The organism is Streptantibioticus parmotrematis (assembly GCF_019890615.1).
GTDB classification, from domain to species: Bacteria; Actinomycetota; Actinomycetes; order Streptomycetales; family Streptomycetaceae; genus Streptantibioticus_D; species Streptantibioticus_D parmotrematis.
The window spans coordinates 144,385-169,682 of sequence record NZ_JAINVZ010000003.1 but is presented as its reverse complement, the minus strand read 5'-3'; the positions used below and the strand labels follow the sequence as shown (position 1 = coordinate 169,682).

The window sequence follows — 25,298 nt, the reverse complement described above, 5'->3', positions numbered from 1 at the left end:
CGCCGCTGCGGGTCCGGGCCGCCCGCGCGCCGGGCGGCGGGCCCGCGCCGATACCCTCGTGCCGTGGCTGACAAGAACATCCCGGACCCCGGCTTCGCGGACGACGACGGCAGCGCCGACCCCCGGCTGCGCGCCGCGCTGGAGGCGTACGCGCACGACCCCGCGGCCGAACCCGAGGTGCTCGCCGCACTGCCCGCCGCACGGCTCCTGGTGCCCGTCGTCGCGCTGCTGGGCGAGGTCGAGACCGGGCCCGACGGGCTCAGGCGCGAGAAGACCAGCGACATGGCGGTGCCGACCATCGAGGCGCCGGACGGCCGCCGCGCGCTGCCCGCGTTCACCTCGGTCGAGACGCTGGCCCGTTGGCGGGCCGACGCGCGGCCGGTCGCGGTGCCGTTCCGGCAGGCGCTGGCCGCGCTCGCGCACGAAGGGGCGGACACCCTGCTGATCGACATGGCGGGCCCGGCCCGCTACGTCCTGTCAGGCCCCGCGCTGCACTCGCTGGCCTCCGGCCGGGACCGGGTGGACCCGCTGACCGACCCGGACGTCGCCGAGGCGCTGCGCGAGACGCTGGCCGCCGAGCCCGAGGTGGTCCGCGCCCACCTCACCCCGCCGCGCGGCGGGGACGGCGCGCCGACGGACGGCACGCTCTGCCTGGTGCTGGCACCGGGCACCGAGGTGGTCGTCGTCGCCCAGCGGGTCGCCTCCGCACTGGCCGGGCACGACGCGTTGCGGGCACGGCTGGTGCGCGGCCTGGACCTCGCGCTGCTGCCGCCCGAGGCGCGGGTGCCGGGCGAGCCGTTGTTCGCGCGCTGACGCTCGCGCAAGCCGACAGCGGATGTCCGCACGCCGATGGCACTCAGCCGTGCGCCGACAGCGGTGAGGCCGTACGCCGACAGCGGTGAGGCCTGGCGCGGACAGCACGGAAAGCGGGCACGGACAGCACTGAGGGCGGGCGCCCGGCGCGCCCGCCCTCGTCGCCCGTCCCGTGGACGGGGTGCCGTCAGCCGAAGACCGGCCCGGTGTACTTCTCGCCCGGGCCCTGACCCGGCTCGTCCGGGACGACGGACGCCTCGCGGAACGCCAGCTGGAGCGACTTGAGCCCGTCGCGCAGCGGACCGGCGTGGTAGGAGCCGATCTCCGGGGCACCGGCGGTGACCAGCCCGGCCAGCGCGGTGATCAGCTTGCGCGCCTCGTCGAGGTCCTTGTGCTGACCGCCCTCCTCGGCCAGCCCCAGGTTCACCGCGGCGGCGCTCATCAGGTGCACCGCGACCGTGGTGATCACCTCGACCGCGGGCACCTCCGCGATGTCGCGGGTCATCGTGTCGAAGTCGGCGCCGGGCTGCTGCGCGGCGGGGCCGTCGGGGTGCGGGGTGGTGTCGCTCATGACGCACACGATAGGCCCCGTTCGGGCGATTACTGCCGCCGGTCAACGGCTGGTATGCTGGTGGATCGACCGGCCGGACACTCCTGTGCCCGGCCCGCAAGTGGAGCTCCAACTCCCACCTGACCGGCCCCCGGGCCGGCGGGTTCCGGTCAGACGGTGCGGCGTCGACGACGCCGTGATCGTCCGATGCGCCCCGCGGAATAAACGCGGCGGTGCTCCCGGTTGTGAGGAGCCCCGCCTGTGTCCCGTACGGGGCGTTTTTGGCGTCCGAGGTACGGGGTCGTAGGTACAAGAGACTCAAAGTCGCGCGCTGTCCGCCAGACGGCGCGTGGTGAAACCGAGGAGGCCCCATCAGCGCCGAGCCCCGCATCAACGACCGGATTCGCGTCCCCGAGGTGCGACTCGTCGGTCCCAGTGGCGAGCAGGTCGGCATCGTGCCGCTTGCCAAGGCCCTGGAGCTCGCACAGGAGTACGACCTCGACCTGGTCGAGGTGGCGGCCACCGCCCGCCCGCCCGTGTGCAAGCTCATGGACTACGGGAAGTTCAAGTACGAGTCGGCCATGAAGGCCCGTGAGGCGCGCAAGAACCAGGCGCACACGGTCATCAAGGAGATGAAGCTCCGGCCGAAGATCGACCCGCACGACTACGACACCAAGAAGGGTCACGTCGTCCGGTTCCTCAAGCAGGGCGACAAGGTCAAGATCACGATCATGTTCCGTGGTCGCGAGCAGTCCCGGCCCGAGCTGGGCTTCCGGCTGCTCCAGCGGCTCGCTGAGGACGTCCAGGACCTGGGCTTCGTCGAGTCCAACCCCAAGCAGGACGGCCGGAACATGATCATGGTTCTCGGTCCGCACAAGAAGAAGACCGAGGCGATGGCCGAGGCCCGCGAGGCGCAGGCCGCCCGCAAGGCCGGTCGCCAGCCGCAGCAGGACGAGTCGGAGCAGGATCAGGAGCAGGAGCACGAGCAGCAGGCTCAGGCTCCCGCCGACGCCGGCTGAGGCCCAGGCCGAGAGGAGCCCCGGAGCCCTGGTTCCGGGCAGGCGGTGCGATGACCCCTGCGGTCGTCGCGTCGCGGTAATGCAGAACTGACGCTCTCCGTCCGTCGTGACCGGCGGACGGGAGGGCCAGCGACGAGGAGACTACGGCGCCATGCCGAAGAACAAGACGCACAGCGGTGCGAGCAAGCGGTTCAAGCTCACCGGCTCCGGCAAGGTGCTGCGGGAGCGCGCCGGCAAGCGCCACCTGCTGGAGCACAAGCCGTCCACCAAGACCCGTGCCCTGACCGGCACCGTCGAGGCGGCCCCGGCGGACGCCAAGAAGATCAAGAAGCTTCTCGGCAAGTAACGGACGCGCCCTCCTGGCGGAGGCGTATCCCTCAGACCGGGACCAATCGTTTTCGGGCCGTGTGAGCACCCACCGCGGTCCCCAACAAGGAGTTACCAAGTGGCACGCGTCAAGCGGGCAGTGAACGCCCACAAGAAGCGCCGGGCAATCCTCGAGCAGGCCAGCGGCTACCGCGGGCAGCGCTCCCGCCTGTACCGCAAGGCGAAGGAGCAGGTCACCCACTCCCTCGTCTACAACTACAACGACCGCAAGAAGCGCAAGGGCGACTTCCGTCAGCTGTGGATCCAGCGCATCAACGCCGCTGCCCGCGCCAACGGCATCACCTACAACCGCTTCATCCAGGGTCTGAAGGCCGCCAACGTCGAGGTGGACCGCAAGATCCTCGCGGAGCTGGCCGTCAACGACGCCAACGCGTTCGCCGCCCTGGTCGAGGTGGCGCAGAAGGCCCTCCCCAGCGACGTGAACGCCCCGAAGGCCGCGTGACCCGCGCCCTTCGCCCGTAACATCGCGGGCCTTCCGGCCGGTTTCCGGAAAGCCCTCGGGACGTCGCGCAGGACCCAGGACCCGCAGGTGCACGCCTGCGGGTCCTCGGCTGTCCTGGGCCCCCTGTCGGCGACGGACCCCTCCCGCACCCCGGCCCGTACCGCCACCGCCCGCACCGACCACCGAAAGCGCGCGCACCGTGACCCCTGACCTCACCTCGCCCCGCAACCCCCGCGTCGCCGCCGCCAAACGCCTGGCCAGGCGCAGCACGCGCGGCAGGGAGCGGCGTTTCCTCGCCGAGGGCCCGCAGGCCGTCCGCGAGGCCGTCGGCCACCTCGTCGAGGTCTACGTGACGCCGGAGGCCGCCGAGCGGCACGCGGACGTCGTGCGGGCCGCCGACAGCGGAGGCGCGCGGGTGTTCACCGCGACCGACGAGGTGGTGGCCGAGGTCTGCGACACCGTCACCCCGCAGGGCATCGTCGGCGTCTGCCGCTTCCTCGACTCCCCGTTCGAGGAGATCCTGCGCGGCGCCCCCCGGCTCGTCGCGGTCCTGGCCAACGTCCGCGACCCGGGCAACGCCGGTACCGTGCTGCGCTGCGCGGACGCCGCGGGCGCCGACGCGGTCGTGCTCACCGACGCGTCGGTGGACCTCTACAACCCCAAGGCCGTGCGCGCCTCCGTCGGCAGCCTCTTCCACCTCCCGGTGGCCGTCGGCGTCCCCGTCGAGCAGGTCGCGAGCGGCCTGCGGGCGGCCGGGGTGCGGCTGCTCGCGGCGGACGGCGCGGGGGAGCGCGACCTCGACGGCGAGCTGGACGCGGGCACCATGGGCGGGCCCACCGCGTGGATCTTCGGCAACGAGGCGTGGGGGCTGCCCGAGGAGACCCGCGCGCTCGCCGACGAGGTGGTGCGCGTCCCCCTGCACGGGCGCGCGGAGAGCCTGAACCTCGCCACGGCCGCCGCGGTGTGCCTCTACGCGTCCGCCCGAGCACAGCGCGCACCCGGAGGGTGCCGCACGGTGGCCGCCGACCAGTAGGGTGTCGCCCCTGGGGCCCGGGAGGGGATGCGGGGATGGACGTGACGACTGGAGCCGGTCCTGCCGGTGATCCGCCCGCCGGTCCCGTGCGGCCCGCGCCCGGCGGCCTCGACCCCGACGACCTGCCCGACGGGCTGATGGTCGCCGACCACGCCGGGCGGGTGACCTGCTTCAACGCGGCCGCCGCCCGCATCACCGGGGTGCGCCCGGCCGACGCGCTGGGCGAGCGGTACGACCGCGTGCTGCCGCTGGAGGACCTCGAAGGCCGCGGCTGGTGGGCGCTGACCGACCCGTACCGGGGCCTGGCCGTGCGCACCGGGCAGCCGGAGCGCAACCTGCTGCTCCCCGGCGGGCGCGAGGTACTGGTCTCCGCCCGCTACGTGCGCGAGCGGCCCACCGGCCCTGTGGTGCGGCTGGTCGTCGCGGTGCGCGGTACCGAGTCGCGCCGCCGCACCGAACGCAGTCACGCCGAGCTGATCGCCACCGTCGCGCACGAACTGCGCTCCCCGCTCACCTCCGTCAAGGGCTTCACCGCGACGCTGCTGGCCAAGTGGGAGCGGTTCACCGACGACCAGAAGAAGCTGATGCTGCAGACCGTGGACGCGGACGCCAACCGCGTCACCCGGCTCATCGCCGAACTGCTGGACATCTCCCGCATCGACGTCGGCCGCCTGGAGGTGCGCCGCCAGCCGGTGGACGTGGCCGCCGCCGTCAAGCACCGCGTGGACGCCCACATCGCCGCGGGCACCCCGGCCGACCGCTTCCGCGTCCTGGTGGCCGACCCGCTGCCGTCGCTGTGGGCCGACCCCGACAAGCTCCAGCAGGTGCTGGTCAACCTGCTGGAAAACGCGGTGCGCCACGGCGCGGGAACCGTCACCATCGAAGTGGCACCCGCGCCACGACCGGGTGCGTCCGGCACATCCGACGCGGAGGGAACGGCCGTCACCGTGAGCGACGAGGGCCCCGGCATCCCCGAGGAGTCGATCGGCCGCGTCTTCACCCGCTTCTGGCGGGGGAACCGGCGCGGCGGCACCGGCCTGGGCCTGTACATCGTCAAGGGCATCGTCGAGGCCCACGGCGGCACGATCACCGCGGGCCGGGCGCCCGGTGGCGGCGCCCGGTTCCGATTCGTCCTGCCCGCCGCGACCCCGGCCTTCCTGGCCTGAGCGTCCCGGCGGGCGTCCACCTGCTGATCCACGCGCGGGGCGGCGGGCCGCGGCCCAGTAGAATCGGCCTTTGGCCCCCCGGGCCGTACGCGGTCCACGTGAGGGACCCCGCGCGCCAGCCCCAACCGGAAACACGGGAAGAGATGTCGGCACCCAACAAGTCGTACGACCCTGTCGAGGTCGAGGCGTTGAAACCGGAAGAGATCGAGCGGATGCGCGACGAGGCGGTCGCCGCCATCGCCGCCGCGAGCGACCTGGAGGCGCTGCGCGAGGTGAAGGTCGCCCACACCGGCGACCGCTCCCCGCTGGCACTGGCCAACCGGGAGATCGGGGCGCTGCCCCCGCACGCCAAGGCGGACGCGGGCAAGCGCGTCGGCCAGGCCCGCGGCGCGGTCAACAAGGCGCTCAAGGCCCGCCAGGAAGAGCTGGAGGCGGAGCGCGACGCGCGCGTGCTGGTCGAGGAGGCGGTGGACGTCACGCTGCCGTACGACCGCCGCCCGGCCGGCGCGCGCCACCCGATGACCGCGTTCGCCGACCGCATCGCGGACGTCTTCACCGCGCTCGGCTACCGCGTCGCCGAGGGCCCCGAGGTCGAGACCGAGTGGTTCAACTTCGACGCCCTGAACTTCCCGCCGGACCACCCGGCGCGCGAGATGCAGGACACCTTCTTCGTCGAGCGCGACGGCGTGGCCGAGTCCGGTGTCGTGCTGCGCACCCACACCTCCCCGGTGCAGATCCGCTCCCTGATCGGGCAGGAGCCGCCGGTCTACGTGATCTGCCCGGGCCGCGTCTACCGCACCGACGAGCTGGACGCCACGCACACCCCGGTCTTCACCCAGGTCGAGCTGCTCGCCGTCGACGAGGGCCTGACCATGGCCGACCTGAAGGGCACCCTGGACCACATGGTGCAGGCGCTGTTCGGCGAGGGCATGCGCACCCGGCTGCGGCCGAACTTCTTCCCCTTCACCGAGCCGTCCGCCGAGATGGACATGGTCTGCTACGTGTGCCGGGGCGAGTCGGTCGGCAACCCGGACCGCCCGTGCCGCACCTGCTCCTCCGAGGGCTGGATCGAGCTGGGCGGCTGCGGCATGGTCAACCCGCGGGTGCTCACCGCCTGCGGCGTGGACCCCGGGAAGTACAGCGGTTTCGCCTTCGGCTTCGGTATCGAGCGGATGCTGATGTTCCGCCACGACATCGAGGACATGCGAGACATCGTCGAGGGTGACGTGCGCTTCACCCTTCCGTTCGGGATGGAGATCTGATGCGGGCCCCGCTTTCCTGGCTGCGGGAGTACGTCGACCTGCCCGCCGGCACCACCGGCAGCGACGTGCAGGAGCGACTGGTCGCCGCCGGCCTCGAGGTCGAGAGGGTCGAGCGGCTCGGCGCCGGCCTCGTCGGCCCGCTGGTCGTCGGCGAGGTGCTGGCGATCGAGGAGCTGAGCGGCTTCAAGAAGCCCATCCGCTTCTGTCAGGTGGACGTCGGCAAGGCCAACGGCTCGGGCGAGCCGCAGAACATCGTGTGCGGCGCCACCAACTTCCGGGTCGGCGACAAGGTCGTCGTCATCCTGCCCGGCGGCGTGCTGCCCGGCGACTTCCGGATCTCGGCCCGCAAGACCTACGGCAAGACCTCCGAGGGCATGATCTGCTCGGCCCGCGAGCTGGGCATGGGCGACGACCACGACGGCATCATCGTGCTGCCGCCCGAGCACGAGGCCGGCACCGACGCGATCGAGCTGCTGGAACTGGTCGACGAGGTGCTGGACATCGCGGTCACCCCCGACCGCGGCTACTGCCTGTCGATGCGGGGGATCGCCCGGGAGACCGCGACCGCCTACGGGCTGCCGCTGCGCGACCCCGCGCTGCTGGACGTGCCCACGCCGAACGCCCACGGCTACCCGGTCGAGGTCGCCGACCCGATCGGCTGCACCCGCTTCACCGCCCGCACGGTGACCAACGTCAACCCTGACGCGGTCTCCCCGCTGTGGCTCCAGCGGCGCCTGCAGAAGGCGGGCATGCGGCCGATCTCGCTCGCCGTCGACATCACCAACTACGTGATGCTGGAGCTGGGCCAGCCGCTGCACGCCTACGACCGCTCCCGGGTGAAGGGGACGATCGGGGTGCGCCGCGCGGCGCGGGGCGAGAAGCTCACCACGCTGGACGGCACCCAGCGCACCCTGGACGCCGAGGACCTGGTGATCACCGACGACTCCGGTCCGATCGGGCTCGCCGGTGTGATGGGCGGCGCCCACACCGAGATCGACGACACCGGTGCCACCACCACCGAGATCGTCATCGAGGCCGCCCACTTCGACCCGGTCGCGGTCGCCCGCACCTCGCGGCGCCACAAGCTGTCCTCCGAGGCGGCCAAGCGCTTCGAGCGCGGCACCGACCCGCTGACCACCTCGGCCGCCGCGCAGCGCACGGTGGACCTGCTGGTGCTGCTGGCCGGCGGCACCGCGGAGGCCGGGGTCACCGAGGTGATCACGCCGTCCGCGCCGCACACCATCGCGATCCCCGCCGACCACCCGGACCGCGTCGCGGGCACCTCGTACGGCCGCGAGACCGTGGTGCGCCGCCTCCAGCAGGTCGGCTGCGACGTCTACGGCTCCGACGAGCTGGTCGTCACCGTCCCCAGCTGGCGGCCCGACCTGCGCGACCCCAACGACCTGGCGGAGGAGGTCATCCGGCTGGAGGGCTACGAGAACCTGCCCTCCACGCTGCCCAAGCCGCCGTCCGGGCACGGCCTGACCGAGGGCCAGCTGCTGCGCCGCCGGGTCGGCCGGGCGCTGGCCGCAGCGGGCTACGTCGAGGTGCAGGCCTACCCGTTCGTCGGCGAGGCGTCCTTCGACCAGCTGGCCCTGGACAAGGACGACCCGCGCCGCCGCACGGTGCGCCTGGTCAACCCGCTGTCCGACGAGGAGCCCGGGCTGCGCACCACGCTGCTGCCGGGACTGCTCGCCACGCTGCGCCGCAACGAGGGCCGGGGCGCGCACGACCTGGCCCTGTTCGAGACCGGCCTGGTCTTCCTGCCCACCGGCGACGAACCGCTGCCGCCGAAGCTGCCGGTGGACCGCCGTCCCACCGCCGAGGAGATCGCCGCCCTCGACGCCGCGCTGCCGCACCAGCCGCGTCACGTCGCCGTGGTGCTGGCCGGTTCCCGCGAGCCCGCCGGCTGGTGGGGCAAGGGGTACGGCGCGAGCTGGGCGGACGCCGTCGAGGCGGCCCGCACCGTGGCCCGCGAGGCCGACCTCGAACTGACCGTCCGCCAGGCGCAGTTCGCGCCCTGGCACCCCGGCCGCTGCGCCGCTCTCCACGTGGGTGATCAACTGGTCGGCCACGCGGGCGAGTTGCACCCGCGCGTCATCAAGGCGATGAGCCTTCCGGAGCGCACCAGCGCGATGGAGCTCGACCTCGACCTGGTGGAGCGCGCCAAGGGCGGTCCCTTGCGCGCGCCGCGTGTGTCCACCTTCCCGGTGGCCACCCAGGACGTCGCCCTGGTCATGGACGCGGGCGTGGCCGCGGCCGAGGTCGAGGCCGCGCTGCGCGACGGCGCGGGCGAACTCCTCGAATCGCTGCGGCTGTTCGACGTCTTCACCGGTGAGCAGATCGGCGAGGGCCGCAAGTCGCTGGCGTACGCGCTGCGCTTCCGCGCCCCCGACCGCACCCTGACCGCCGAGGAGGCGTCCGCCGCCCGTGACGCGGCGGTGGAACGCGCCGCCGAGCGCACGGGGGCCGTGCTGCGCGGGGTGTGACCCGGGGGCGGGTCTGCCGCTGAGTGCCGTGAGGGGGCGCGCCCGGAGTGATCCGAGCGCGCCCCCTCACACGTACTCGGGAACGGCGAGTCTCACCCTGGACGTGAGCCTGAGAGTTCCGTAGCTCGAACGAGTGAATTGCCTACCCAGGGTGGTGGTTTGCGCGCGCACGGTCGCGAGAATCGACCGGACGCGGCAAGGGGCTCGCAATCACCGACCATGGCCGCGGCCATGAGGGGGAGCCGTCGGATGACCCGGACCAGCACAGCGACCGCCGCGTGCGACGGTGCACGTCATGGCGCGGGCAGCGGGGCGGAAGGCGGTGCGCGGCGTGCGGCCCGGGCGGCGCTCGGAAGAGTGGCCCTGGCGCGCGCCCTGACCGGCGGCCGGGCGAGCCTGCGCCAGGCCCTGGTCCTCGTGCTGCCCGCCCTGTGGACCGGAGCCGTGGTGGCCCTGGAAGCCGTCGTGCCCGGCGGTCCCCGGCTCGTCCCCCTGCTCGCCGCCACCCCCGCGGTGGCCTGCGCGGGCAGCGGACGGCGCCGCTGCGTGCTGCTCGGCGGGGCCTGCGCGCTGCTGGGGCTGCTGCCCTTCTCCGGGCTCGGCAGAGCCGTCGACGGTCACCACGGTGCCGTGCTGGTGACGCGGGCGGGCACCGCGCTCGCCGTGCTGACGGTCATGGCCGCCGGCTGCCTGGTCTGCGGCCGGCGCACCCGGCTGGCCGACGAACTGGAACGCGTCCGGGAGGTCGCCGTCGCGGCCCAGCAGACGCTGGTGCGTCCGCTGCCGCACCGGATCGGCGGCTTCGGGGTGGCGGGTGCGTACCTGCCCGCGCAGGACGGCGCGCAGGTCGGCGGCGATCTGTATGACGTGCTCGCCACGCCGTACGGCGTCCGGGTCGTCCTCGGCGACGTGCGCGGACACGGACTGCCCGCGCTCGCCACGGTCGCGGCGCTGCTCGCCGGGTTCCGGGAGGCCGCCCACGAGGAACCCGGGCTCGACGGCGTGCTGCGGCGGCTGGAGCGCTCGATGGCCCGCCACCTGCGCGAGCGCGCCCAGGCGGACCACCCCGCCGCCGGTCGGCCGGGCGGCGGCGGACAGGCCGCGGTGGGCGAGGAGTTCGCCACCGTCCTGCTGCTCCAGGTACGCCGCGACGGCACCCTGACCGCCCTCAACTGCGGCCATCCCTGGCCGCATCGGGTGCGGGCGGCGCCGGGCAGGCCCGTGCGCGTCACGCCGCTGTCCTGCGCCCGGCCCATGGCGCCGCTGGGCGTACTCGACCCCGGCGCCCAGCGCCCGCGCGTCCAGCACGGCAAACTACGGCCCGGTGAGGCGCTGTTCCTGCACACCGACGGCGCGGAGGACGCCCGCGACGCGGCGGGGGAGTTCTTCGCGCTGCCCGCCGCGCTGGAGCACGCCGCCGGGAACGCGACCACCGGCGACGGCCCGCTCGCCCCCGAACGGCTCGTCGCGGCGGTGCGCGACGCGCTGCTGCGGCACGCGGGTGGCCGCCCGGCGGACGACGTCGCGCTGCTGGCGTTGCGCCGGGACCCCGCCCACGCGGACGGGCGCCCCGCGTCGCGTCCCACGGACGGCACGGCCGAACTCAGCTGTACGACCAGCCCTTGACGTAGGTGATGTCGAGCTGCGCCCACGAACCCGGCGCCGCGGAGGGCCCGTTGAGCGCGGACTCGTTCTGGATGATCCACGACATCGGCTGGTCCGGCACGCCCCGGGTGGAGCGCCCGACGACCTTCCCGTCGAGCAGGAACTCCACGCTGCCCGGGGTCCACACGATGTCGGTGGTGTGCCAGGAGGTCCACGTGGCGCCCGTCGTGTACTGGTCCTGCGCGCCGCCCGCCATGCCCTGGTGGTGCGCGTAGCCCCAGATGCGGCCGTCCCAGTCGCCCTCGGCGAAGTCGTCCTCGCAGTTGGGGCACGCGTTGTCGTCCTGCGGCCAGAGCATGTGCGCGCCCTTGAAGCCGGGCGCGGCCCTGGAGACGCGGAAGCGCTCCTCGAACTTGCCGTACGTGCGGTCCATCAGCTTCTTGGGCACCACGGCCGCCGAGTGCACCGGGCCGCCCGCCGCGGACCGCCAGAGCCTGATGTGCAGTTGGCCGTCGCCGTCGACCGGTGAGATCCACAGGTCACTCGCCGGGTCGTACGAGCCGTGCACCCGGTAGCCGTCCTCGCTCGCGGTGTCCGGCCACCCCGAGGGGTACGCCCACCAGTCGGCCCGCACGGAGGCCGGCAGGTCGGCGCAGTACGCCTGCGGGGTGTCCACGTCGTGCGCGCAGTCGGCGAAGTCGCCCTTCGGCACGGGGGTGTTGAAGTCGTCCTCGAACAGCAGGTGGAAGTGGGACGAGCCGGACGACGGCGCCGCCTCGCCGGATTCGGAGACCCTTGCCGTGGGAGCGGGAGGGGACTGGGCGGCGGTGCGGACCGGTGCGCATCCGCCCAGCAGTAGTCCGGCCGTCGACAGTAGGACCACGATGAGCCTTCGCACCGCACGCCTCCGTTCCCTCGGATCACACCAGCGTGACCGAAGGAACCCGTCCGGCACACGGGAACGCGGCACTTCACATGATCGGGCCGCCGCCTCCACCGCAGGAGACGGCGGCCCGTCGGCGCGTGCGGCTCAGACGTAGTCGTAGAAACCGTGGCCGGTCTTGCGGCCCAGGCGGCCCGCGTCGACCATGCGCTGGAGCAGCGGGGGAGCGGCGTACAGCGGCTCCTTGTACTCGTAGTACATCGAGTCCGCGATCGCGGCGACGGTGTCGAGACCGATCAGATCGGACAGCCTGAGCGGGCCCATCGGGTGGGCGCAGCCCATCTCCATGCCGTTGTCGATGTCCTCGCGGGTGGCGCTGCCCGCCTCGAACATCCGGATCGCGGAGAGCAGGTACGGCACCAGCAGCGCGTTCACCACGAAGCCGGAGCGGTCCTGGGCGCGGATGGCGTGCTTGCCCAGCACGTCGCCGACCAGCTTCTCGGCACGCAGCAGGGTCTGGTCGGAAGTGGTGAGCGCCGGGATCAGCTCCACCAGCTTCTGCACCGGGGCCGGGTTGAAGAAGTGGATGCCCAGCACGTGGTCGGGGCGCGAGGTGGCGACCGCGAGCTTCACCAGCGGGATGGACGAGGTGTTCGAGGCGAGGATGGCGTCCTGGCGGGTCACCACCTGGTCGAGCACCTGGAAGATCTCGGTCTTGACCTGCTCGTTCTCCACGACGGCCTCGATGACCAGGTCGCGGTCGGCGAACTCTCCGAGGTCGGTGGTGAAGGTCAGCCGGTCCAGCGTCGCGTCGCGCTCCGCCTCGGTGATCTTGCCGCGCTCCGCGGCCCGGCCCAGCGAGTTGGTCAGGCGGGTGCGGCCCAGCTCCAGCGCCTCGCCGGTGGTCTCCGCCACCCGTACGTCGAGGCCCGAGCGAGCGCACACCTCGGCGATGCCCGCCCCCATCTGCCCGCAGCCCACCACTCCGACGAAGCGGATGTCGCCCGCTCCCGACTCATCGCTCATCTGGCGCCTGGCCTCTTTCTTGCCCTCGGTCGTGTCCAAGCTCGCGCCGCCCCGGGTCGCGGGGTGGCATGCCGGCGGGTGGTCGCAGGGACCCGTAACCCACCCGGGCGACCCTACACCGGCTCCGGACCGGCCCCGATACGGCTGTGGACGGTGGTGAGCAGCAGGTCCTTCGCGGGCCCCGACACCCGCCACACCACCCGCCAGCGGTCCTCGCCGAGCACGGTGAACTCGCCCCGGTAGTGGTCGGCGGCACACGGATGCCCCACCACGCACGTCCCGGTGCGCAGGTCCAGGGGGTGGAAGAGACGGCCGTCGCTGAAGCGCACCAGCGCGGTGCCGTCGCCGGCCGGCTCGAAACGGTGCTCGCGGGTCGCGGGCCTGGTCACCCCGCTCCAGGTGAAGGAACCCTCCTCGACGTGACGCAGCGCGCCGTGCGGAGGCTCGGCGGTGAAGTCCGCCCGCCCGGTGAACCGGCCTTCGGCACCGCCGTCCAGGTCGCGCACGAGGCGCTCGACGTGCCAGGCCCCGGCGAGATACGCCAGCGTGTCGCGCACCGGGCAGCCGGGCCCGTGCGACCCCGTCCGCCCGTGCGACGACGGTACGGGTCCGAGTCGCGTCGTCTCGTCATGGGTGTCCACCGCGTCCGCCTCCCGGCCCGATGGTATCGGGGGCGGGCCAACGCCGGTGTGCTGGTCGTCTTTTCGCCGAGGCTTTGGGGTGCCGAGCTCGCGCTGAGGCTTCGGGGTGCGGAGCGAGGCGGTCAGCGCGCCGCGGTGGGCGCGTCGCCCGGCCGCACCACCGAGTCGGGACCCGGGGACATCACGCACTCGTGCCCGTCCTCGAACCTCACCCGGTACGGCGGCTCGCCCTCGGTGCCCATCACCTCCACGATCTCGCCGACCCGGTCGTGCTGGCCGACGATCCTGCCGTGCATCAGCAGCCTGTCGCCTTCGTGTGCGTTCATGTCGATGGCCTCCCGCCAGGAGGGGACGTGTCCGGGCCGCCGTACAGCAGTCTAGGCGGGACTGCCCGGTATGTCCCCGCCCGCGTCCCGGTCCCGGTCGGGGCCCGGCTCCAGCGGCGGCGTCGTGGGCGCGCAGTGCACCGAGCAGCGCGGCACGGCCTCGCGGGCCTCCGGTTCCGCGCCCGTACGGCTGAGGACGTCGGACGGCACGGCGTACCACGACACCAGCGCGCCCAGCACCATCAGCCCCGCGCAGACCAGCACCGCCGCCCCGAAGGCACGGTCCACCGACGCGGGCGAGCGGTACGCGGCGCCGGACAGGCCGACCGCCAGCGGCAGCGAGGCGACCGCGAGCAGCTGGGCGACGCGGGCGGCGGCGTTGTTGACCCCGCTGGCGATCCCCGCGTGCCGGTCCTCCACCGACGCCAGCACCGTCGCGGTCAGCGGGGCGACGAACGCGCTCATGCCCAGGCCCAGCACCACCACCGCGGGCAGCACGTCGAGCCAGTACGACCCGCCGGGGTGGACCCGGTGCAGCAGGGCCAGCCCGGCGGCGGCCACCAGCGGCCCCGCCGTCAGCAGCGGCCGGGGCCCGATCCGCTGGGCCAGGCCGCCGGCCGGCCCCGACAGCGCCATCATCAGGATCGTCACCGGCAGACTCGCCAGCCCCGCGCCCAGCGCGTCGTAGCCGAGGCCGTTCTGCAACTGGGTCGGCAGCAGGAAGAACACCCCGCCGATCGCCGCGTACAGGCACAGCGTCACCACGTTGACGGAGGCGAACACCTTCGAGCGGAAGACGGCGAGCGGCAGCATCGGATGGGCCGCGCGGCGCTCCCGTACGACGAACGCCACGCCCAGCAGCACCCCGGCGCACCCCGCCGCGACCACCATGGGCCCCGCGCCGCCCGGCGCGTCGATCAGCGCGTAGGTGATCCCGGCGAGCGCCAGCGCGGCCAGCGCCGCGCCGGAGACGTCGAACCGCCCGGACGCCTGCCAGTCGCGGCTCTCCGGCACCCAGCGCAGCGCCAGCGCCAGCACGCCCAGCGCCAGCGGCACGTTGAGGAAGAAGATCCACCGCCACCCCGGACCGTCCACCAGCCAGCCGCCCAGGAACGGGCCGACCGACGTGGCCACCCCGCCGAGCCCCGACCACAGCCCGACCGCCTTCGCGCGGTCGTCCGGATGGAACGAGCCCTGCACCAGCGCCAGCGACCCGGGCGTGAGCAGCGCGCCGCCCACCCCCTGCAACGCGCGCGCCCCGATCAGCGCCGCGTCGCCCGGCGCCAGCCCGCACAGCATCGAGGCGGCGGCGAACCAGACCGCCCCCACCAGGAACACCCGGCGCCGCCCGTAGCGGTCACCGAGGCCGCCGCCGAGCAGGATCAGCCCGGCGAGCGGCAGCATGTAGGCGTTGATCGTCCACTGCAACGCGGACAGCGGCACGTCGAAGTCGGCGCCGATACGCGGCAGCGCCACGTTGACCACCGTGCCGTCCAGCATCACCATGCCGGAGCCCAGCACGGCGCAGGCCAGCACCCCGCGCCCGGCCGGGGAGGCCAGCCGCAGTCCTCCGGCCCGCGCCCCGTCGTCCGTCGCCGTCCGGCTCACCCCTCCAGCGTGGCGCAGCGGACGGCTCGGCGCACCGCCGCATCACGCCACATCAGGCCGAAAACGTCACGTCAGCCACATCGGGTCGGCCGCGTCAGGTCAGTGGCCCGGGCCGCGCAGCCGCTCCAGTTCGCGGCGGTCGCGCTTGGTGGGGCGGCCCGCGCCGCGGTCGCGCACCGCCACGACGGCGACCTGCTCCGGCCGGGGCGGCGGCGGGCTGTTGTCCACGTAGCACTCGGCCGCCACCGGCGCGCCGACCCGCTTGGTGATGACCTTGGTGACCACGACGACCCGGTCGCGGCCCGCGTGCCGCAGGCGCACCTCGTCGCCGGGCCGCACCGGCTGCGCGGGCTTGGCCCGCTCACCGTTGACGCGCACGTGCCCGGCGCGGCACGCGGCGGCCGCCGCCGAACGCGTCTTGGTCAACCGGACCGACCAGACCCAGCTGTCGACGCGCACCGGCCCTTCGTGATCTGCCATACGTGCGACTTTACGGCGCGGCACCGACAACGCCGAAGACGCAGGCGCGACCTGCTGCGACGCGGACGCCTAGGCAACGCCGAGGGGACCGCCCCTGCCGGAGCGGTCCCCTCGGGCCGTGCGGTGTGCGGATCAGGCGAGGGTGGCCAGCGCCTGGTTGAGCGTGGCCGACGGGCGCATGACGGCCGCCGCCTTCTCCGGGTCGGGCTGGTAGTAGCCGCCGAGCTCGGCCGGCTTGCCCTGCACCGCGATCAGCTCGTCGACGATGGCCTTCTCCTGCTCGGCCAGCGTCCCGGCGAGCCCCGCGAACGCCTCGGCGAGCGCGGCGTCCTCGGTCTGCTTCGCCAGCTCCTGCGCCCAGTACAGGGCGAGGTAGAAGTGGCTGCCGCGGTTGTCGATGCCGCCGAGCCTGCGGCTGGGCGACTTGTTCTCGTTGAGGAAGGTGCCGGTGGCCCGGTCCAGGGTGTCGGCGAGGATCTGGGCGCGGGCGTTGCCGGTGGTCTTCGCCAGGTGCTCGAAGCTGACCGCCAGCGCCAGGAACTCGCCCAGGCTGTCCCAGCGCAGGTAGTTCTCCTTGACCAGCTGCTGCACGTGCTTGGGGGCCGAGCCGCCCGCGCCGGTCTCGAACAGGCCGCCGCCGTTCATCAGCGGCACGACCGACAGCATCTTGGCGCTGGTGCCCAGCTCCAGGATCGGGAACAGGTCGGTCAGGTAGTCGCGCAGCACGTTGCCGGTGACCGAGATGGTGTCCTCACCACGGCGGATGCGCTCCAGGGACAGCGCGATCGCCTTCTCCGGGGAGAGGATCTCGATCCGCAGGCCCTCGGTGTCGTGCTCCGGCAGGTACTGCTTCACCTTGGCGATCAGGCTGGCGTCGTGGGCGCGGTCCTCGTCCAGCCAGAAGACGGCCGGGTCGCCGGTGGCGCGGGCGCGGGTGACGGCGAGCTTGACCCAGTCGCGGACCGGCAGGTCCTTGGTCTGGCACATGCGGAAGATGTCGCCCGCCGAGACGGTCTGCTCCAGCACCGCGGTGCCGGAGGCGTCGACCACGCGGACGGTGCCGGTGACCGGGATCTCGAAGGTCTTGTCGTGGCTGCCGTACTCCTCGGCCTTCTGCGCCATCAGACCGACGTTCGGGACCGAGCCCATGGTCGCCGGGTCGTACGCGCCGTGGGCCCGGCAGTCGTCGATGACGACCTGGTAGATGCCCGCGTAGGAGCTGTCCGGGATCACCGCGAGGGTGTCGTGCTCCTGGCCGTCCGGGCCCCACATGTGGCCGGAGGTGCGGATCATGGCCGGCATCGAGGCGTCCACGATCACGTCACTGGGCACGTGCAGGTTGGTGATGCCGCGGTCGGAGTCGACCATCGCCAGCTCGGGGCCCTCGGCGAGCTCCGCCTCGAACGACGCCTTGATCTCCGCGCCCTCGGGCAGCGCCTCGACGCCCTTGAGGATGCCGCCCAGGCCGTCGTTGGGGGTCAGGCCGGCGGCGGCGAAGACCTCGCCGTACTTCGCGAACGTCTTCGGGAAGAAGGCGCGCACCACGTGGCCGAAGATGATCGGGTCGGAGACCTTCATCATCGTCGCCTTCAGGTGCACCGAGAACAGCACGCCCTCGGCCTTGGCCCGGGCCACCTGCGCGGTCAGGAACTCGCGCAGCGCCGCCACGCGCATCACGGAGGCGTCGACGACCTCGCCGTCGAGCACCGGTACCGACTCGCGCAGCACGGTCGTGGAGCCGTCGTCCCCGTGCAGCTCGATGCGCAGCGAACCGGCGCGCTCGACGATCGCCGACTTCTCGGTGGAGCGGAAGTCGTCGGCGGTCATGTGCGACACGTTGGTCTTCGACTCGGAGGTCCAGGCGCCCATGCGGTGCGGGTGCGCCTTGGCGTAGTTCTTCACCGAGGCGGGCGCGCGGCGGTCGGAGTTGCCCTCGCGCAGGACCGGGTTGACCGCGCTGCCCTTGACCTTGTCGTAGCGGGCGCGCACCTCGCGCTCTTCGTCGGTCTTCGGCTCGTCCGGGTAGTCCGGCAGCGCGTAGCCCTGCTGCTGCAGCTCCGCGACGGCGGCCTTCAGCTGCGGGATGGAGGCCGAGATGTTCGGCAGCTTGATGATGTTGGCCCCGGGCGTCTGCGCCAGCTCGCCCAGCTCGGCGAGGGCGTCGCCGATGCGCTGGCCCTCCTCCAGGTGCTCGGGGAAGCTCGCGATGATGCGCCCGGCCAGCGAGATGTCGCGGGTCTCGACATCGATTCCGGCCGTGGAGGCGTACGCCTGGATCACAGGCAGGAACGAGTACGTCGCCAAGGCCGGGGCCTCGTCGGTGTGCGTATAGATGATCGTCGAGTCAGTCACCGGTGCTCCGCTCTCCACGTCTGCAACATTGCTCGACATCAAGATATCTCCTGAGCGGCCCCATCCCGAAAGGGCCCTGCCCCGGCGACCCTCACCCCGCCGGCAGTGCCGCCCTCACCCGGCCGGCAGTGCCGCCCCCACACCCTCGTCACACCCCCGTGCTGCCGTCGATGCGCTCGCGCAGGAGGTCGGCGTGACCGACGTGGCGGGCGTACTCGGCGATCATGTGCGTGTAGATCCACCGCAGGCTCACCCGACCGGGGCCGAACGGCGAGGTGTCCTCCAGCGACCGCGCGGCGCAGTTGGCGCGGGACCGGGCTGTCTCCTCGCGCCACGTCGCGCACGCGGCGGTGAACGAGACCTCGTCGCTCAGCTCGAAGCCCCCGTCGTGGCCCTCCGCGCTGGACGACGGGCCGTAGAGGGACGGCGCGTCCTCCCCGGCGAGTATCCGGCGGAACCAGTTGCGCTCGACCTCCGACAGGTGCTGCACGAGGCCCTGGAGCGTCAGGGGCGAGGGCGCGACGGAAGCGGTGCGGGCCTGCTCGTCGGTGAGCCCCTCGCACTTCATCGCCAGCGTCTCGCGGTAGAAGTCCAGCCAGGCGGCGAGATTGGTCCGCTCGTCGCCGTCGAGCGGCGGCATCGCCCGTTCGTCGATCGTCATGGCCTCATCGTGCCAGCGGGGTCTGACAACGGCCCGGCTCCGCCCGCGCGGTCCCGTGCGATGCTGGGGGCATGGACCTGGACGACCTGGTGCGGCTGCGGCGGGCCCGGGACACGATGGACCGCGACTACGCCCGGCCCCTGGACGTCCCGGCGCTGGCGCGCGTCGCCCTTATGTCACCGGGGCACTTCTCCCGCAGCTTCCGCGCCGCCTTCGGCGAGACGCCGTACAGCTACCTCATGACCCGCCGCGTCGAGCGGGCGAAGGCACTGCTGCGGCGCGGTGACCTGAGCGTCACCGAGGTCTGCTTCGCGGTCGGGTGCACCTCGCTGGGGTCGTTCAGCACGCGCTTCAGCGAGCTCGTCGGCGTCAGCCCCAGCGCCTACCGGGCCCGGGGCCACGAGGCGGCCGCGGCGATCCCGTCCTGCGTCGCCAAGATCCTCACCCGACCGGTCAGGATCAAAGAAGCGGAATCCGCCGCCGCCTCGTAGCGTCGATGCCATGACCATCAAGCTCTCGACCTGTTTCATCGCCGTCGACGACCACGACAAGGCGCTCGCCTTCTACCGCGACGTCCTCGGCCTGGAAGTCCGCAACGACGTCGCCTACGAGGGGATGCGCTGGGTGACCGTCGGCTCGCCCGAGCAGCCCGACGTGGAGATCGTCCTCGAACCGCCGCTCGCCAACCCCAACGCCTCGCCCGCCGACAAGCAGGCGATGGCGGAACTGCTGGCCAAGGGCCTGTTGCGGGCCGTCATCTTCGCCACCGACGACGTCGACGCCACCTTCGAGCGCCTGCGGGCCTCCGGCGCCGAGGTGCTCCAGGAGCCCGTGGACCAGCACTACGGTGTGCGCGACTGCGCCTTCCGCGACCCGGCGGGCAACATGCTCCGCTTCAACCAGCCCCGCAAGCAGTAACCCGGCCCCGAAGAGCACAGGCCCGGCCCGTACCGTACTGACGCGACGTACGAGGCCGGGCCCGGCCTGACGCACGCCCGAAGCCCGGCGGACGCAGACGCGGACGGTCCGGCGGACGCAGGCGCGCACGGTCCGGCACACGCAGACGCACACGCGGATGGAGACGATGAGCATGGCCAGGACGCGGCAGACCACGCCCCCCGCGCCGCACGCCGCCGACAGCCACGAGGTGATCCGCGTGCACGGCGCGCGCGTGAACAACCTCAAGGACGTCCACGTCGAGATCCCCAAGCGCCGTCTGACGGTCTTCACCGGCGTCTCCGGCTCGGGCAAGAGCTCGCTGGTCTTCGGCACCATCGCCGCCGAGTCGCAGCGCCTGATCAACGAGACGTACAGCGCCTTCGTGCAGGGCTTCATGCCCACCATGGCGCGGCCCGAGGTCGACGTGCTCGAGGGCCTGACCACGGCCATCAGCGTCGACCAGCAGCGGCTGGGCGCCGACCCGCGCTCCACCGTCGGCACCGCCACCGACGCCAACGCCATGCTGCGCATCCTCTTCAGCCGTCTCGGCGACCCGCACATCGGCTCGCCCAACGCGTACGCCTTCAACGTCCCCTCGGTCCGGGCCAGCGGCGCGATCACCGTCGAACGCGGCAACCGCAAGGCGGTCAAGGCGACGTTCGAGCGCACCGGCGGCATGTGCCCGCGCTGCGAGGGCCGCGGCGCGGTCACCGACATCGACCTGACCCAGCTCTACGACGCCTCCAAGTCGCTGTCCGAGGGCGCCCTCACCATCCCCGGCTACACCGCGGGCGGCTGGAACTACCGGCTCTACGCCTCCTCCGGCTTCGTCGACCCGGACAAGCCGATCCGCAAGTACACCAAGAGGGAGCTGCACGACCTCCTGTACCGCGAGCCGGAGCGGATGAAGATCGAGGGCATCAACATGACCTACGAGGGCCTGGTGCTCCGGGTCCGCAAGTCGATGCTGTCGAAGGACAAGGAGGCGATGCAGCCGCACATCAGGGCGTTCGTGGAGCGCGCGGTCACCTTCACCGTGTGCCCCGAGTGCGAGGGCACCCGGCTCAGCGAGGCCGCCCGATCCTCGAAGATCGCCGGGCTCAGCATCGCCGACGCCTGCGCCCTGCAGATCAGCGACCTGGCGGTGTGGGTCCGCGGGCTCGACGAGCCGTCGGTCGCGCCGCTGCTGACCGCGCTGGGCGCCACCCTGGACTCGTTCACCGAGATCGGCCTCGGCTACCTGTCGCTGGAGCGGCCGTCGGGCACGCTGTCGGGCGGTGAGGCACAACGCGTCAAGATGATCCGCCACCTCGGCTCGTCGCTCACCGACACCACGTACGTCTTCGACGAGCCCACCATCGGCCTGCACCCGCACGACATCCAGCGCATGAACGACCTGCTGCTGCGGCTGCGGGACAAGGGCAACACCGTGCTGGTCGTGGAGCACAAGCCCGAGGTCGTCGCGATCGCCGACCACGTGGTGGACCTCGGCCCGGGCGCGGGGACGCGGGGCGGCACCGTCTGCTTCGAGGGCACCGTCGAGGCGCTGCGCGGCAGCGACACCGTCACCGGCCGCCACCTCGACGACCGCGCCGCCCTCAAGAAGACGGTGCGCGAGCCCACCGGCGTCCTGGAGATCCGCGGCGCCGACGCCAACAACCTGCGCGACGTCGACGTCGACGTCCCCCTCGGCGTGCTGTGCGTCGTCACCGGTGTCGCGGGCTCCGGCAAGAGTTCCCTGGTGCACGGCTCGCTGCCGCCCGGCGCGGACGTGGTGGCGATCGACCAGACGCCGATCAAGGGCTCGCGGCGCAGCAACCCGGCGACGTACACCGGGCTGCTGGAGCCGGTCCGCAAGGCGTTCGCCAAGGCCAACGGCGTCAAGCCCGCGCTGTTCAGCGCCAACTCCGAGGGCGCCTGCCCCACCTGCAACGGCGTCGGCGTGATCTACACCGACCTGGGGATGATGGCCGGCGTCGCCGCCCCGTGCGAGGACTGCGAGGGCAAGCGGTTCCAGGCGCAGGTCCTCGAATACGAGCTCGGCGGGCGGGACATCAGCGAGGTGCTGGCGATGCCGGTCGCCGAGGCCGAGCGGTTCTTCGCCGAGGGCGAGGCGCGCGTCCCGGCCGCCCACCGGATCCTGGAACGGCTCGTGGACGTCGGTCTGGGCTACCTCACCCTCGGCCAGCCGCTCACCACCCTGTCCGGCGGTGAGCGGCAGCGGCTGAGGCTGGCCACGCAGATGGCGGAGAAGGGCGGCGTCTACGTCCTCGACGAGCCGACCAGCGGTCTGCACCTGGCCGACGTGCAGCAGTTGCTCGGCCTGCTCGACCGCCTCGTCGACTCCGGCAAGTCGGTCGTCGTCATCGAGCACCACCAGGCCGTCATGGCCCACGCCGACTGGATCGTCGACCTCGGCCCCGGCGCGGGCCACGACGGCGGCCGGATCGTCTTCGAGGGCACGCCCGCCGACCTGGTCGCCGACCGCTCCACGCTGACCGGCGAGCACCTGGCGGCGTACGTCAATGCCTGACGTACCGTCAATTCGGTGCGCTCGTAGGCGAGTTCACCAGGGAAGCCGTCCCGAGGCGTCGAAGTAGCCCCCGGTGGGCCCGTCCTGGCCGACCTGGGCCATGCGCACGATGATCTCGGCGCCCTCCTCGACCGTCTGGATGCCGGTGTTGCCGTTCAGGTCGGTCTTGGTGAAGCCGGGCTCGACCGCGTTGATCCGCATCCCGGGGAACGCCTTCGCGTACTGGACGGTGACCATGTTGACCGCGGTCTTCGACGCCGGGTAGGCCACGCCCGGGTAGCCGGAGGCGTGGTTGTCGGGGTCGGAGACCCAGGTGAGCGAGGCCAGGCCGCTGCTGACGTTGACCACGACCGGCGAGGCGGACCGGCCCAGCAGCGGCAGGAAGGCGTGCAGTACGCGGACCGTGCCGAAGACGTTGGTCTCGAAGACCTCGCGCATGGTGTCGGCGGTCAGGTCGGCCGCGCCCTGGACCTCGTTGTGCGGGCCGCGCGCCTCGATGCCGGCGTTGTTGACCAGCACGTCGAGGCCGCCGTCCACCTCGATCGCGCGCACCGCCGCCTCGACGGAGGCGTCGTCGGTGACGTCCAGTCGCACGGCCCGGGCGCGCGGGCCCAGGCGCTCCGCCGCCTCGCGGCCGCGCTCGGCGTCCCTGCTGCCGACGTAGACGGTGTGGCCCGCGGCGATCAGGCGGCGGGCGGTCTCGTGGCCGAGGCCCTTGTTGGCTCCGGTGATCAGTGTCGTCGTCATGTCCCCACCCTCCCTCCGGTGTGCCCGGCGAGCCAGGAGTCCCGCCTTCCTGGGACCACTGGTACCAGGCGGATCGGCGCAGGGCGGGGGAGACTGGCCGCATGGCGACGGCGGACTTCGGCAAGGCGGTACGGCGCTGGCGCGACCGGGTGCCGCCCGAGGCGGCGGGACTGCCCGCGGGCGGACAGCGGCGCGCGGCCGGGCTGCGCCGCGAGGAACTGGCCCTGCTCGCCGGGATCTCGGTCGACTACGTCACCCGGCTCGAACAGGGCCGCGCGACGAACCCGTCGACGCAGGTGGTGGAGGCGCTGGCGCGGGCGCTGCGGCTGTCGGAGGAGGAACGCGCGCACCTGTTCCGGCTGGCCGGCCTCGCGCCGCCGGGACCGGAGACGGTGCCCGCGTTCGTCACCCCGAGCGTGCAGCGGTTGCTGGACCGGTTCACGGGGACACCGGTGGCCGTCTTCGACGCGTCCTGGACCCTGCTGGTCGCCAACGCGCCCTACGCGGCGCTGATGGGCGACCCGTCCGCCCGGCGCGGCAACGAACGCAACAGCGTGTGGCGGCACTTCCTCGGCCCCGGCCCCGGGGTGCGGCGCACGCCGCAGGCCGCGCGCGACCACGAGGCCGCACTCGTCGCCGACCTGCGTGAGGCCGCCGAACGCTACCCGGCCGACCGGCGGTTGCAGCGGCTGATCGGCGAACTGCGCGCCGGCAGCGAGCGGTTCGCCGACCTGTGGGCAACGGGGGCGGTGGGCCGCCACGAGGCGTCACGCAAGACCATCGACCACCCGTCGGTCGGCCCCGTCACCCTCGACTGCGACGTGCTGACCGTAGCCGGGAGCGACCTGCGCATCATGGTCTACACGGCGGAGGTCGGCACGCAGGACGCGGAGCGCCTGGCCCTCCTGACCGTCCTGGGCACCCAGGACCTGACCCATCACGAGGGCTGAAGTGGCCGGGCGAAACGAAGGTGGCGAAGGCCACCCAGGAACGTGACGACTTCAGGCGGGCAACGAACAGTTCGCCCGCGTCGTCCACGTCTCGGAGGTCGAAAACCAGCAGCTCCGCGCAGCCGCCGTCGAGCCGGACACCGTTCGCCCATTGCACCGCCCCACAACGTGATGTGCCGGTAACCGGCGGGACGGACAGGACCATCCCCTGGGCGCGGGCTTCCCAGGGGATGGCACGGGCAGTCAGCGGAACAGGCGGAAGAACCCGCGCACCTGCTCGACCAGCGAATCCGGCTGCTCCAGCGCGGCGAAGTGGCCACCATGCGGCAGCTCCTCGAACCAGCGCAGGTCGGTGAACCGCAGCTCGGCCTCCCGCCTCGACGGGCGGGTGATGTCGCGCGGGTAGACCGACAGCCCGGATGGCGCGGTCACCTTGTCCCGGAAGCCGGCGAAGCTCTCCCAGTACAGGCGCGCCGACGACGTGGCCGACGCGGTGAACCAGTAGACCGAGATCTCGTCGAGGATCGTCTGCCGCGACAGCGCGTCCTCGGGATGGCCGTCGTTGTCCGTCCACGCCCAGAACTTCTCGGCGATCCAGGCGGCCTGCCCCGCCGGGGAGTCGGTGAGGCCGTAACCGAGCGTCTGCGGCCGGGTCGCCTGGAGCGCCGAGTACCCGCGGCCGGTGCGCTGCATCTCCTTCTCGGCCTCGAGGTTCGCCAGTTCCGCGGGCGTCGGGTCGTCGAACGTGCCCGCTGCCACGGATCCCAGGTTCAGGTGCACGCCGGCGACCCGCTCGGGCGCCACCTCGCCCAGCACCGCGGACACCGCCGAACCCCAGTCACCGCCCTGCGCGCCGTACCGTTCGTAACCCAGCGAGACCATCAGCGTGTCCCAGGCGCGCGCGGTGCGAGTGACGCCCCACCCGGTCGTCGACGGCTTGTCACTCCAGCCGTACCCGGGCAACGACGGCGCGACCACGTGGAACGCGTCCGCCGGGTCACCGCCGTGCGCGCGCGGGTCGGTGAGCGGCCCGAGGACCTCCAGGAACTCGAGCACCGAACCCGGCCACCCGTGCGTGAGCACGAGCGGGAACGCGTCCGGCTCCGGCGAGCGGACGTGCAGGAAGTGGATGCCCAGCCCGTCGACCGTGTCGCGGTACTGCGGGAACACGTTCAGCCGCTCGGCGAACCCGAAGTCGTAGTCCTCGGCCCAGCTGCGGCAGAGCTCCCGCGCGTACGCCAGCGGCACACCCTGCGACCAGTCGTCCACCGGTTCGCGCTCGGGCCACCGTGTCCGTCGCAATCGTTCACGCAGGTCCGCGATCTCGGCATCGGTGACGCTGACCTCGAACGGCTCGGCGGACATGGCAAGGCTCCTTACTGGTCG

24 protein-coding genes are annotated in these 25,298 nt (G+C 73.0%); 13 read left to right on the top strand and 11 right to left on the bottom strand.

Annotation, left to right across the window (positions count from 1 at the left end):
* The first annotated feature begins 63 nt into the window (after positions 1-63).
* Positions 64-813, top strand: coding sequence for an SseB family protein (locus K7472_RS05950; RefSeq protein WP_222974740.1), 750 nt, complete (start codon positions 64-66; stop codon positions 811-813).
* A 187-nt stretch (positions 814-1,000) separates the two neighbouring features.
* Here K7472_RS05950 and K7472_RS05945 read toward each other — a convergent pair whose 3' ends face one another.
* Complete coding sequence (locus tag K7472_RS05945) at positions 1,001-1,384, bottom strand: DUF1844 domain-containing protein (RefSeq protein WP_222974738.1); 384 nt, start codon at positions 1,382-1,384, stop codon at positions 1,001-1,003.
* Between the two features lie 395 nt (positions 1,385-1,779).
* On the opposite strand from K7472_RS05945, the gene infC reads away from it, so the two are divergent.
* The 8 genes from infC (at position 1,780) to K7472_RS05905 (ending at position 10,787) form a co-directional block, all read left to right on the top strand.
* Positions 1,780-2,382 (top strand): translation initiation factor IF-3, encoded by a 603-nt coding sequence (gene infC, locus K7472_RS05940; RefSeq protein ID WP_308013786.1) that lies wholly within the window; start codon positions 1,780-1,782, stop codon positions 2,380-2,382.
* Between the two features lie 151 nt (positions 2,383-2,533).
* Entirely contained in the window at positions 2,534-2,728 is a 195-nt protein-coding gene (rpmI, locus tag K7472_RS05935; RefSeq protein WP_109454072.1) for a 50S ribosomal protein L35, read from the top strand.
* Between the two features lie 99 nt (positions 2,729-2,827).
* The gene (rplT, locus tag K7472_RS05930) at positions 2,828-3,211 is read left to right on the top strand and encodes a 50S ribosomal protein L20 (RefSeq protein ID WP_006141703.1); all 384 of its coding nucleotides are present in this window, start codon (positions 2,828-2,830) and stop codon (positions 3,209-3,211) included.
* A 199-nt stretch (positions 3,212-3,410) separates the two neighbouring features.
* Positions 3,411-4,244 carry a TrmH family RNA methyltransferase gene (locus tag K7472_RS05925; protein ID WP_222974723.1) on the top strand — a complete coding sequence of 278 codons (834 nt, stop codon included), beginning with the start codon at positions 3,411-3,413 and terminating at the stop codon, positions 4,242-4,244.
* Between the two features lie 35 nt (positions 4,245-4,279).
* The gene (locus K7472_RS05920; RefSeq protein WP_222974720.1) at positions 4,280-5,410 is read left to right on the top strand and encodes a sensor histidine kinase; all 1,131 of its coding nucleotides are present in this window, start codon (positions 4,280-4,282) and stop codon (positions 5,408-5,410) included.
* Between the two features lie 143 nt (positions 5,411-5,553).
* Positions 5,554-6,672 carry a phenylalanine--tRNA ligase subunit alpha gene (gene pheS, locus K7472_RS05915; protein WP_222974717.1) on the top strand — a complete coding sequence of 373 codons (1,119 nt, stop codon included), beginning with the start codon at positions 5,554-5,556 and terminating at the stop codon, positions 6,670-6,672.
* The gene (pheT, locus tag K7472_RS05910; RefSeq protein ID WP_222974715.1) at positions 6,672-9,161 is read left to right on the top strand and encodes a phenylalanine--tRNA ligase subunit beta; all 2,490 of its coding nucleotides are present in this window, start codon (positions 6,672-6,674) and stop codon (positions 9,159-9,161) included. Before pheS ends, pheT begins: the two co-directional genes overlap by 1 nt.
* Positions 9,162-9,410: 249 nt before the next feature.
* Positions 9,411-10,787 carry a PP2C family protein-serine/threonine phosphatase gene (locus tag K7472_RS05905; protein WP_222974713.1) on the top strand — a complete coding sequence of 459 codons (1,377 nt, stop codon included), beginning with the start codon at positions 9,411-9,413 and terminating at the stop codon, positions 10,785-10,787.
* Here the strand turns inward: K7472_RS05905 and K7472_RS33360 are convergent.
* The 8 genes from K7472_RS33360 to K7472_RS05865 all read right to left on the bottom strand — a co-directional run bounded on the left by K7472_RS33360 (position 10,765) and on the right by K7472_RS05865 (position 18,743).
* Positions 10,765-11,664 carry a glycoside hydrolase family 16 protein gene (locus K7472_RS33360; protein WP_222974711.1) on the bottom strand — a complete coding sequence of 300 codons (900 nt, stop codon included), beginning with the start codon at positions 11,662-11,664 and terminating at the stop codon, positions 10,765-10,767. The two genes, K7472_RS05905 and K7472_RS33360, sit on opposite strands and share 23 nt — an antisense overlap.
* Before the next feature lie 132 nt (positions 11,665-11,796).
* Positions 11,797-12,675, bottom strand: a complete 879-nt coding sequence (locus K7472_RS05895; protein ID WP_222974709.1) for a 3-hydroxybutyryl-CoA dehydrogenase — start codon at positions 12,673-12,675, stop codon at positions 11,797-11,799.
* A gap of 113 nt (positions 12,676-12,788) precedes the next feature.
* Positions 12,789-13,232 (bottom strand): DUF6314 family protein, encoded by a 444-nt coding sequence (locus K7472_RS05890; RefSeq protein ID WP_308013798.1) that lies wholly within the window; start codon positions 13,230-13,232, stop codon positions 12,789-12,791.
* Between the two features lie 206 nt (positions 13,233-13,438).
* The gene (locus K7472_RS05885; protein WP_222974705.1) at positions 13,439-13,642 is read right to left on the bottom strand and encodes a DUF1918 domain-containing protein; all 204 of its coding nucleotides are present in this window, start codon (positions 13,640-13,642) and stop codon (positions 13,439-13,441) included.
* Between the two features lie 51 nt (positions 13,643-13,693).
* Positions 13,694-15,250, bottom strand: a complete 1,557-nt coding sequence (locus K7472_RS05880; RefSeq protein WP_308013785.1) for an MFS transporter — start codon at positions 15,248-15,250, stop codon at positions 13,694-13,696.
* Between the two features lie 99 nt (positions 15,251-15,349).
* A complete protein-coding gene (locus tag K7472_RS05875) occupies positions 15,350-15,730 on the bottom strand; it encodes an RNA-binding S4 domain-containing protein (protein ID WP_222974703.1) in 381 nt (126 codons plus the stop codon).
* Positions 15,731-15,862: 132 nt separating this feature from the next.
* Positions 15,863-18,082 carry an NADP-dependent isocitrate dehydrogenase gene (locus K7472_RS05870; protein WP_222974701.1) on the bottom strand — a complete coding sequence of 740 codons (2,220 nt, stop codon included), beginning with the start codon at positions 18,080-18,082 and terminating at the stop codon, positions 15,863-15,865.
* 148 nt (positions 18,083-18,230) lie between these two features.
* Positions 18,231-18,743, bottom strand: a complete 513-nt coding sequence (locus K7472_RS05865; protein ID WP_222974699.1) for a DinB family protein — start codon at positions 18,741-18,743, stop codon at positions 18,231-18,233.
* 71 nt (positions 18,744-18,814) lie between these two features.
* Between K7472_RS05865 and K7472_RS05860 the strand changes: the two genes are divergently transcribed.
* From K7472_RS05860 to K7472_RS05850, 3 genes are all read left to right on the top strand, one after another.
* Positions 18,815-19,234 carry a helix-turn-helix domain-containing protein gene (locus tag K7472_RS05860; protein ID WP_222974697.1) on the top strand — a complete coding sequence of 140 codons (420 nt, stop codon included), beginning with the start codon at positions 18,815-18,817 and terminating at the stop codon, positions 19,232-19,234.
* 10 nt (positions 19,235-19,244) lie between these two features.
* Positions 19,245-19,661, top strand: coding sequence for a VOC family protein (locus tag K7472_RS05855; RefSeq protein ID WP_222974695.1), 417 nt, complete (start codon positions 19,245-19,247; stop codon positions 19,659-19,661).
* Between the two features lie 166 nt (positions 19,662-19,827).
* A complete protein-coding gene (locus K7472_RS05850; RefSeq protein ID WP_372457933.1) occupies positions 19,828-22,215 on the top strand; it encodes an ATP-binding cassette domain-containing protein in 2,388 nt (795 codons plus the stop codon).
* A gap of 33 nt (positions 22,216-22,248) precedes the next feature.
* Here the strand turns inward: K7472_RS05850 and K7472_RS05845 are convergent, their stop codons facing one another.
* On the bottom strand, positions 22,249-22,962 hold the full coding sequence (locus tag K7472_RS05845; RefSeq protein ID WP_222974691.1) for an SDR family NAD(P)-dependent oxidoreductase: 714 nt from the start codon (positions 22,960-22,962) through the stop codon (positions 22,249-22,251).
* A 101-nt stretch (positions 22,963-23,063) separates the two neighbouring features.
* Here K7472_RS05845 and K7472_RS05840 point away from each other — a divergent pair, with 101 nt between their 5' ends.
* Positions 23,064-23,912: a helix-turn-helix transcriptional regulator gene (locus K7472_RS05840; RefSeq protein ID WP_222974688.1), complete on the top strand. Its 849-nt coding sequence runs from the start codon at positions 23,064-23,066 to the stop codon at positions 23,910-23,912.
* A gap of 243 nt (positions 23,913-24,155) precedes the next feature.
* Here the strand turns inward: K7472_RS05840 and K7472_RS05835 are convergent, their stop codons facing one another.
* Positions 24,156-25,277: an epoxide hydrolase family protein gene (locus tag K7472_RS05835; protein WP_222974686.1), complete on the bottom strand. Its 1,122-nt coding sequence runs from the start codon at positions 25,275-25,277 to the stop codon at positions 24,156-24,158.
* Positions 25,278-25,298 lie beyond the last annotated feature (21 nt).

Coding starts and splice junctions, on each gene's coding strand:
- K7472_RS05905 (WP_222974713.1), top strand. CDS start 9,411: ATGACCCGGACCAGCACAGCGACCGCCGCGTGCGACGGTGCACGTCAT.
- pheT (WP_222974715.1), top strand. CDS start 6,672: ATGCGGGCCCCGCTTTCCTGGCTGCGGGAGTACGTCGACCTGCCCGCC.
- K7472_RS05860 (WP_222974697.1), top strand. CDS start 18,815: ATGGACCTGGACGACCTGGTGCGGCTGCGGCGGGCCCGGGACACGATG.
- K7472_RS05850 (WP_372457933.1), top strand. CDS start 19,828: ATGAGCATGGCCAGGACGCGGCAGACCACGCCCCCCGCGCCGCACGCC.
- K7472_RS05945 (WP_222974738.1), bottom strand. CDS start 1,384: ATGAGCGACACCACCCCGCACCCCGACGGCCCCGCCGCGCAGCAGCCC.
- K7472_RS05855 (WP_222974695.1), top strand. CDS start 19,245: ATGACCATCAAGCTCTCGACCTGTTTCATCGCCGTCGACGACCACGAC.
- K7472_RS05840 (WP_222974688.1), top strand. CDS start 23,064: ATGGCGACGGCGGACTTCGGCAAGGCGGTACGGCGCTGGCGCGACCGG.
- rpmI (WP_109454072.1), top strand. CDS start 2,534: ATGCCGAAGAACAAGACGCACAGCGGTGCGAGCAAGCGGTTCAAGCTC.
- K7472_RS05865 (WP_222974699.1), bottom strand. CDS start 18,743: ATGACGATCGACGAACGGGCGATGCCGCCGCTCGACGGCGACGAGCGG.
- K7472_RS05885 (WP_222974705.1), bottom strand. CDS start 13,642: ATGAACGCACACGAAGGCGACAGGCTGCTGATGCACGGCAGGATCGTC.
- K7472_RS05875 (WP_222974703.1), bottom strand. CDS start 15,730: ATGGCAGATCACGAAGGGCCGGTGCGCGTCGACAGCTGGGTCTGGTCG.
- K7472_RS05845 (WP_222974691.1), bottom strand. CDS start 22,962: ATGACGACGACACTGATCACCGGAGCCAACAAGGGCCTCGGCCACGAG.
- pheS (WP_222974717.1), top strand. CDS start 5,554: ATGTCGGCACCCAACAAGTCGTACGACCCTGTCGAGGTCGAGGCGTTG.
- K7472_RS05835 (WP_222974686.1), bottom strand. CDS start 25,277: ATGTCCGCCGAGCCGTTCGAGGTCAGCGTCACCGATGCCGAGATCGCG.
- K7472_RS05895 (WP_222974709.1), bottom strand. CDS start 12,675: ATGAGCGATGAGTCGGGAGCGGGCGACATCCGCTTCGTCGGAGTGGTG.
- K7472_RS05920 (WP_222974720.1), top strand. CDS start 4,280: ATGGACGTGACGACTGGAGCCGGTCCTGCCGGTGATCCGCCCGCCGGT.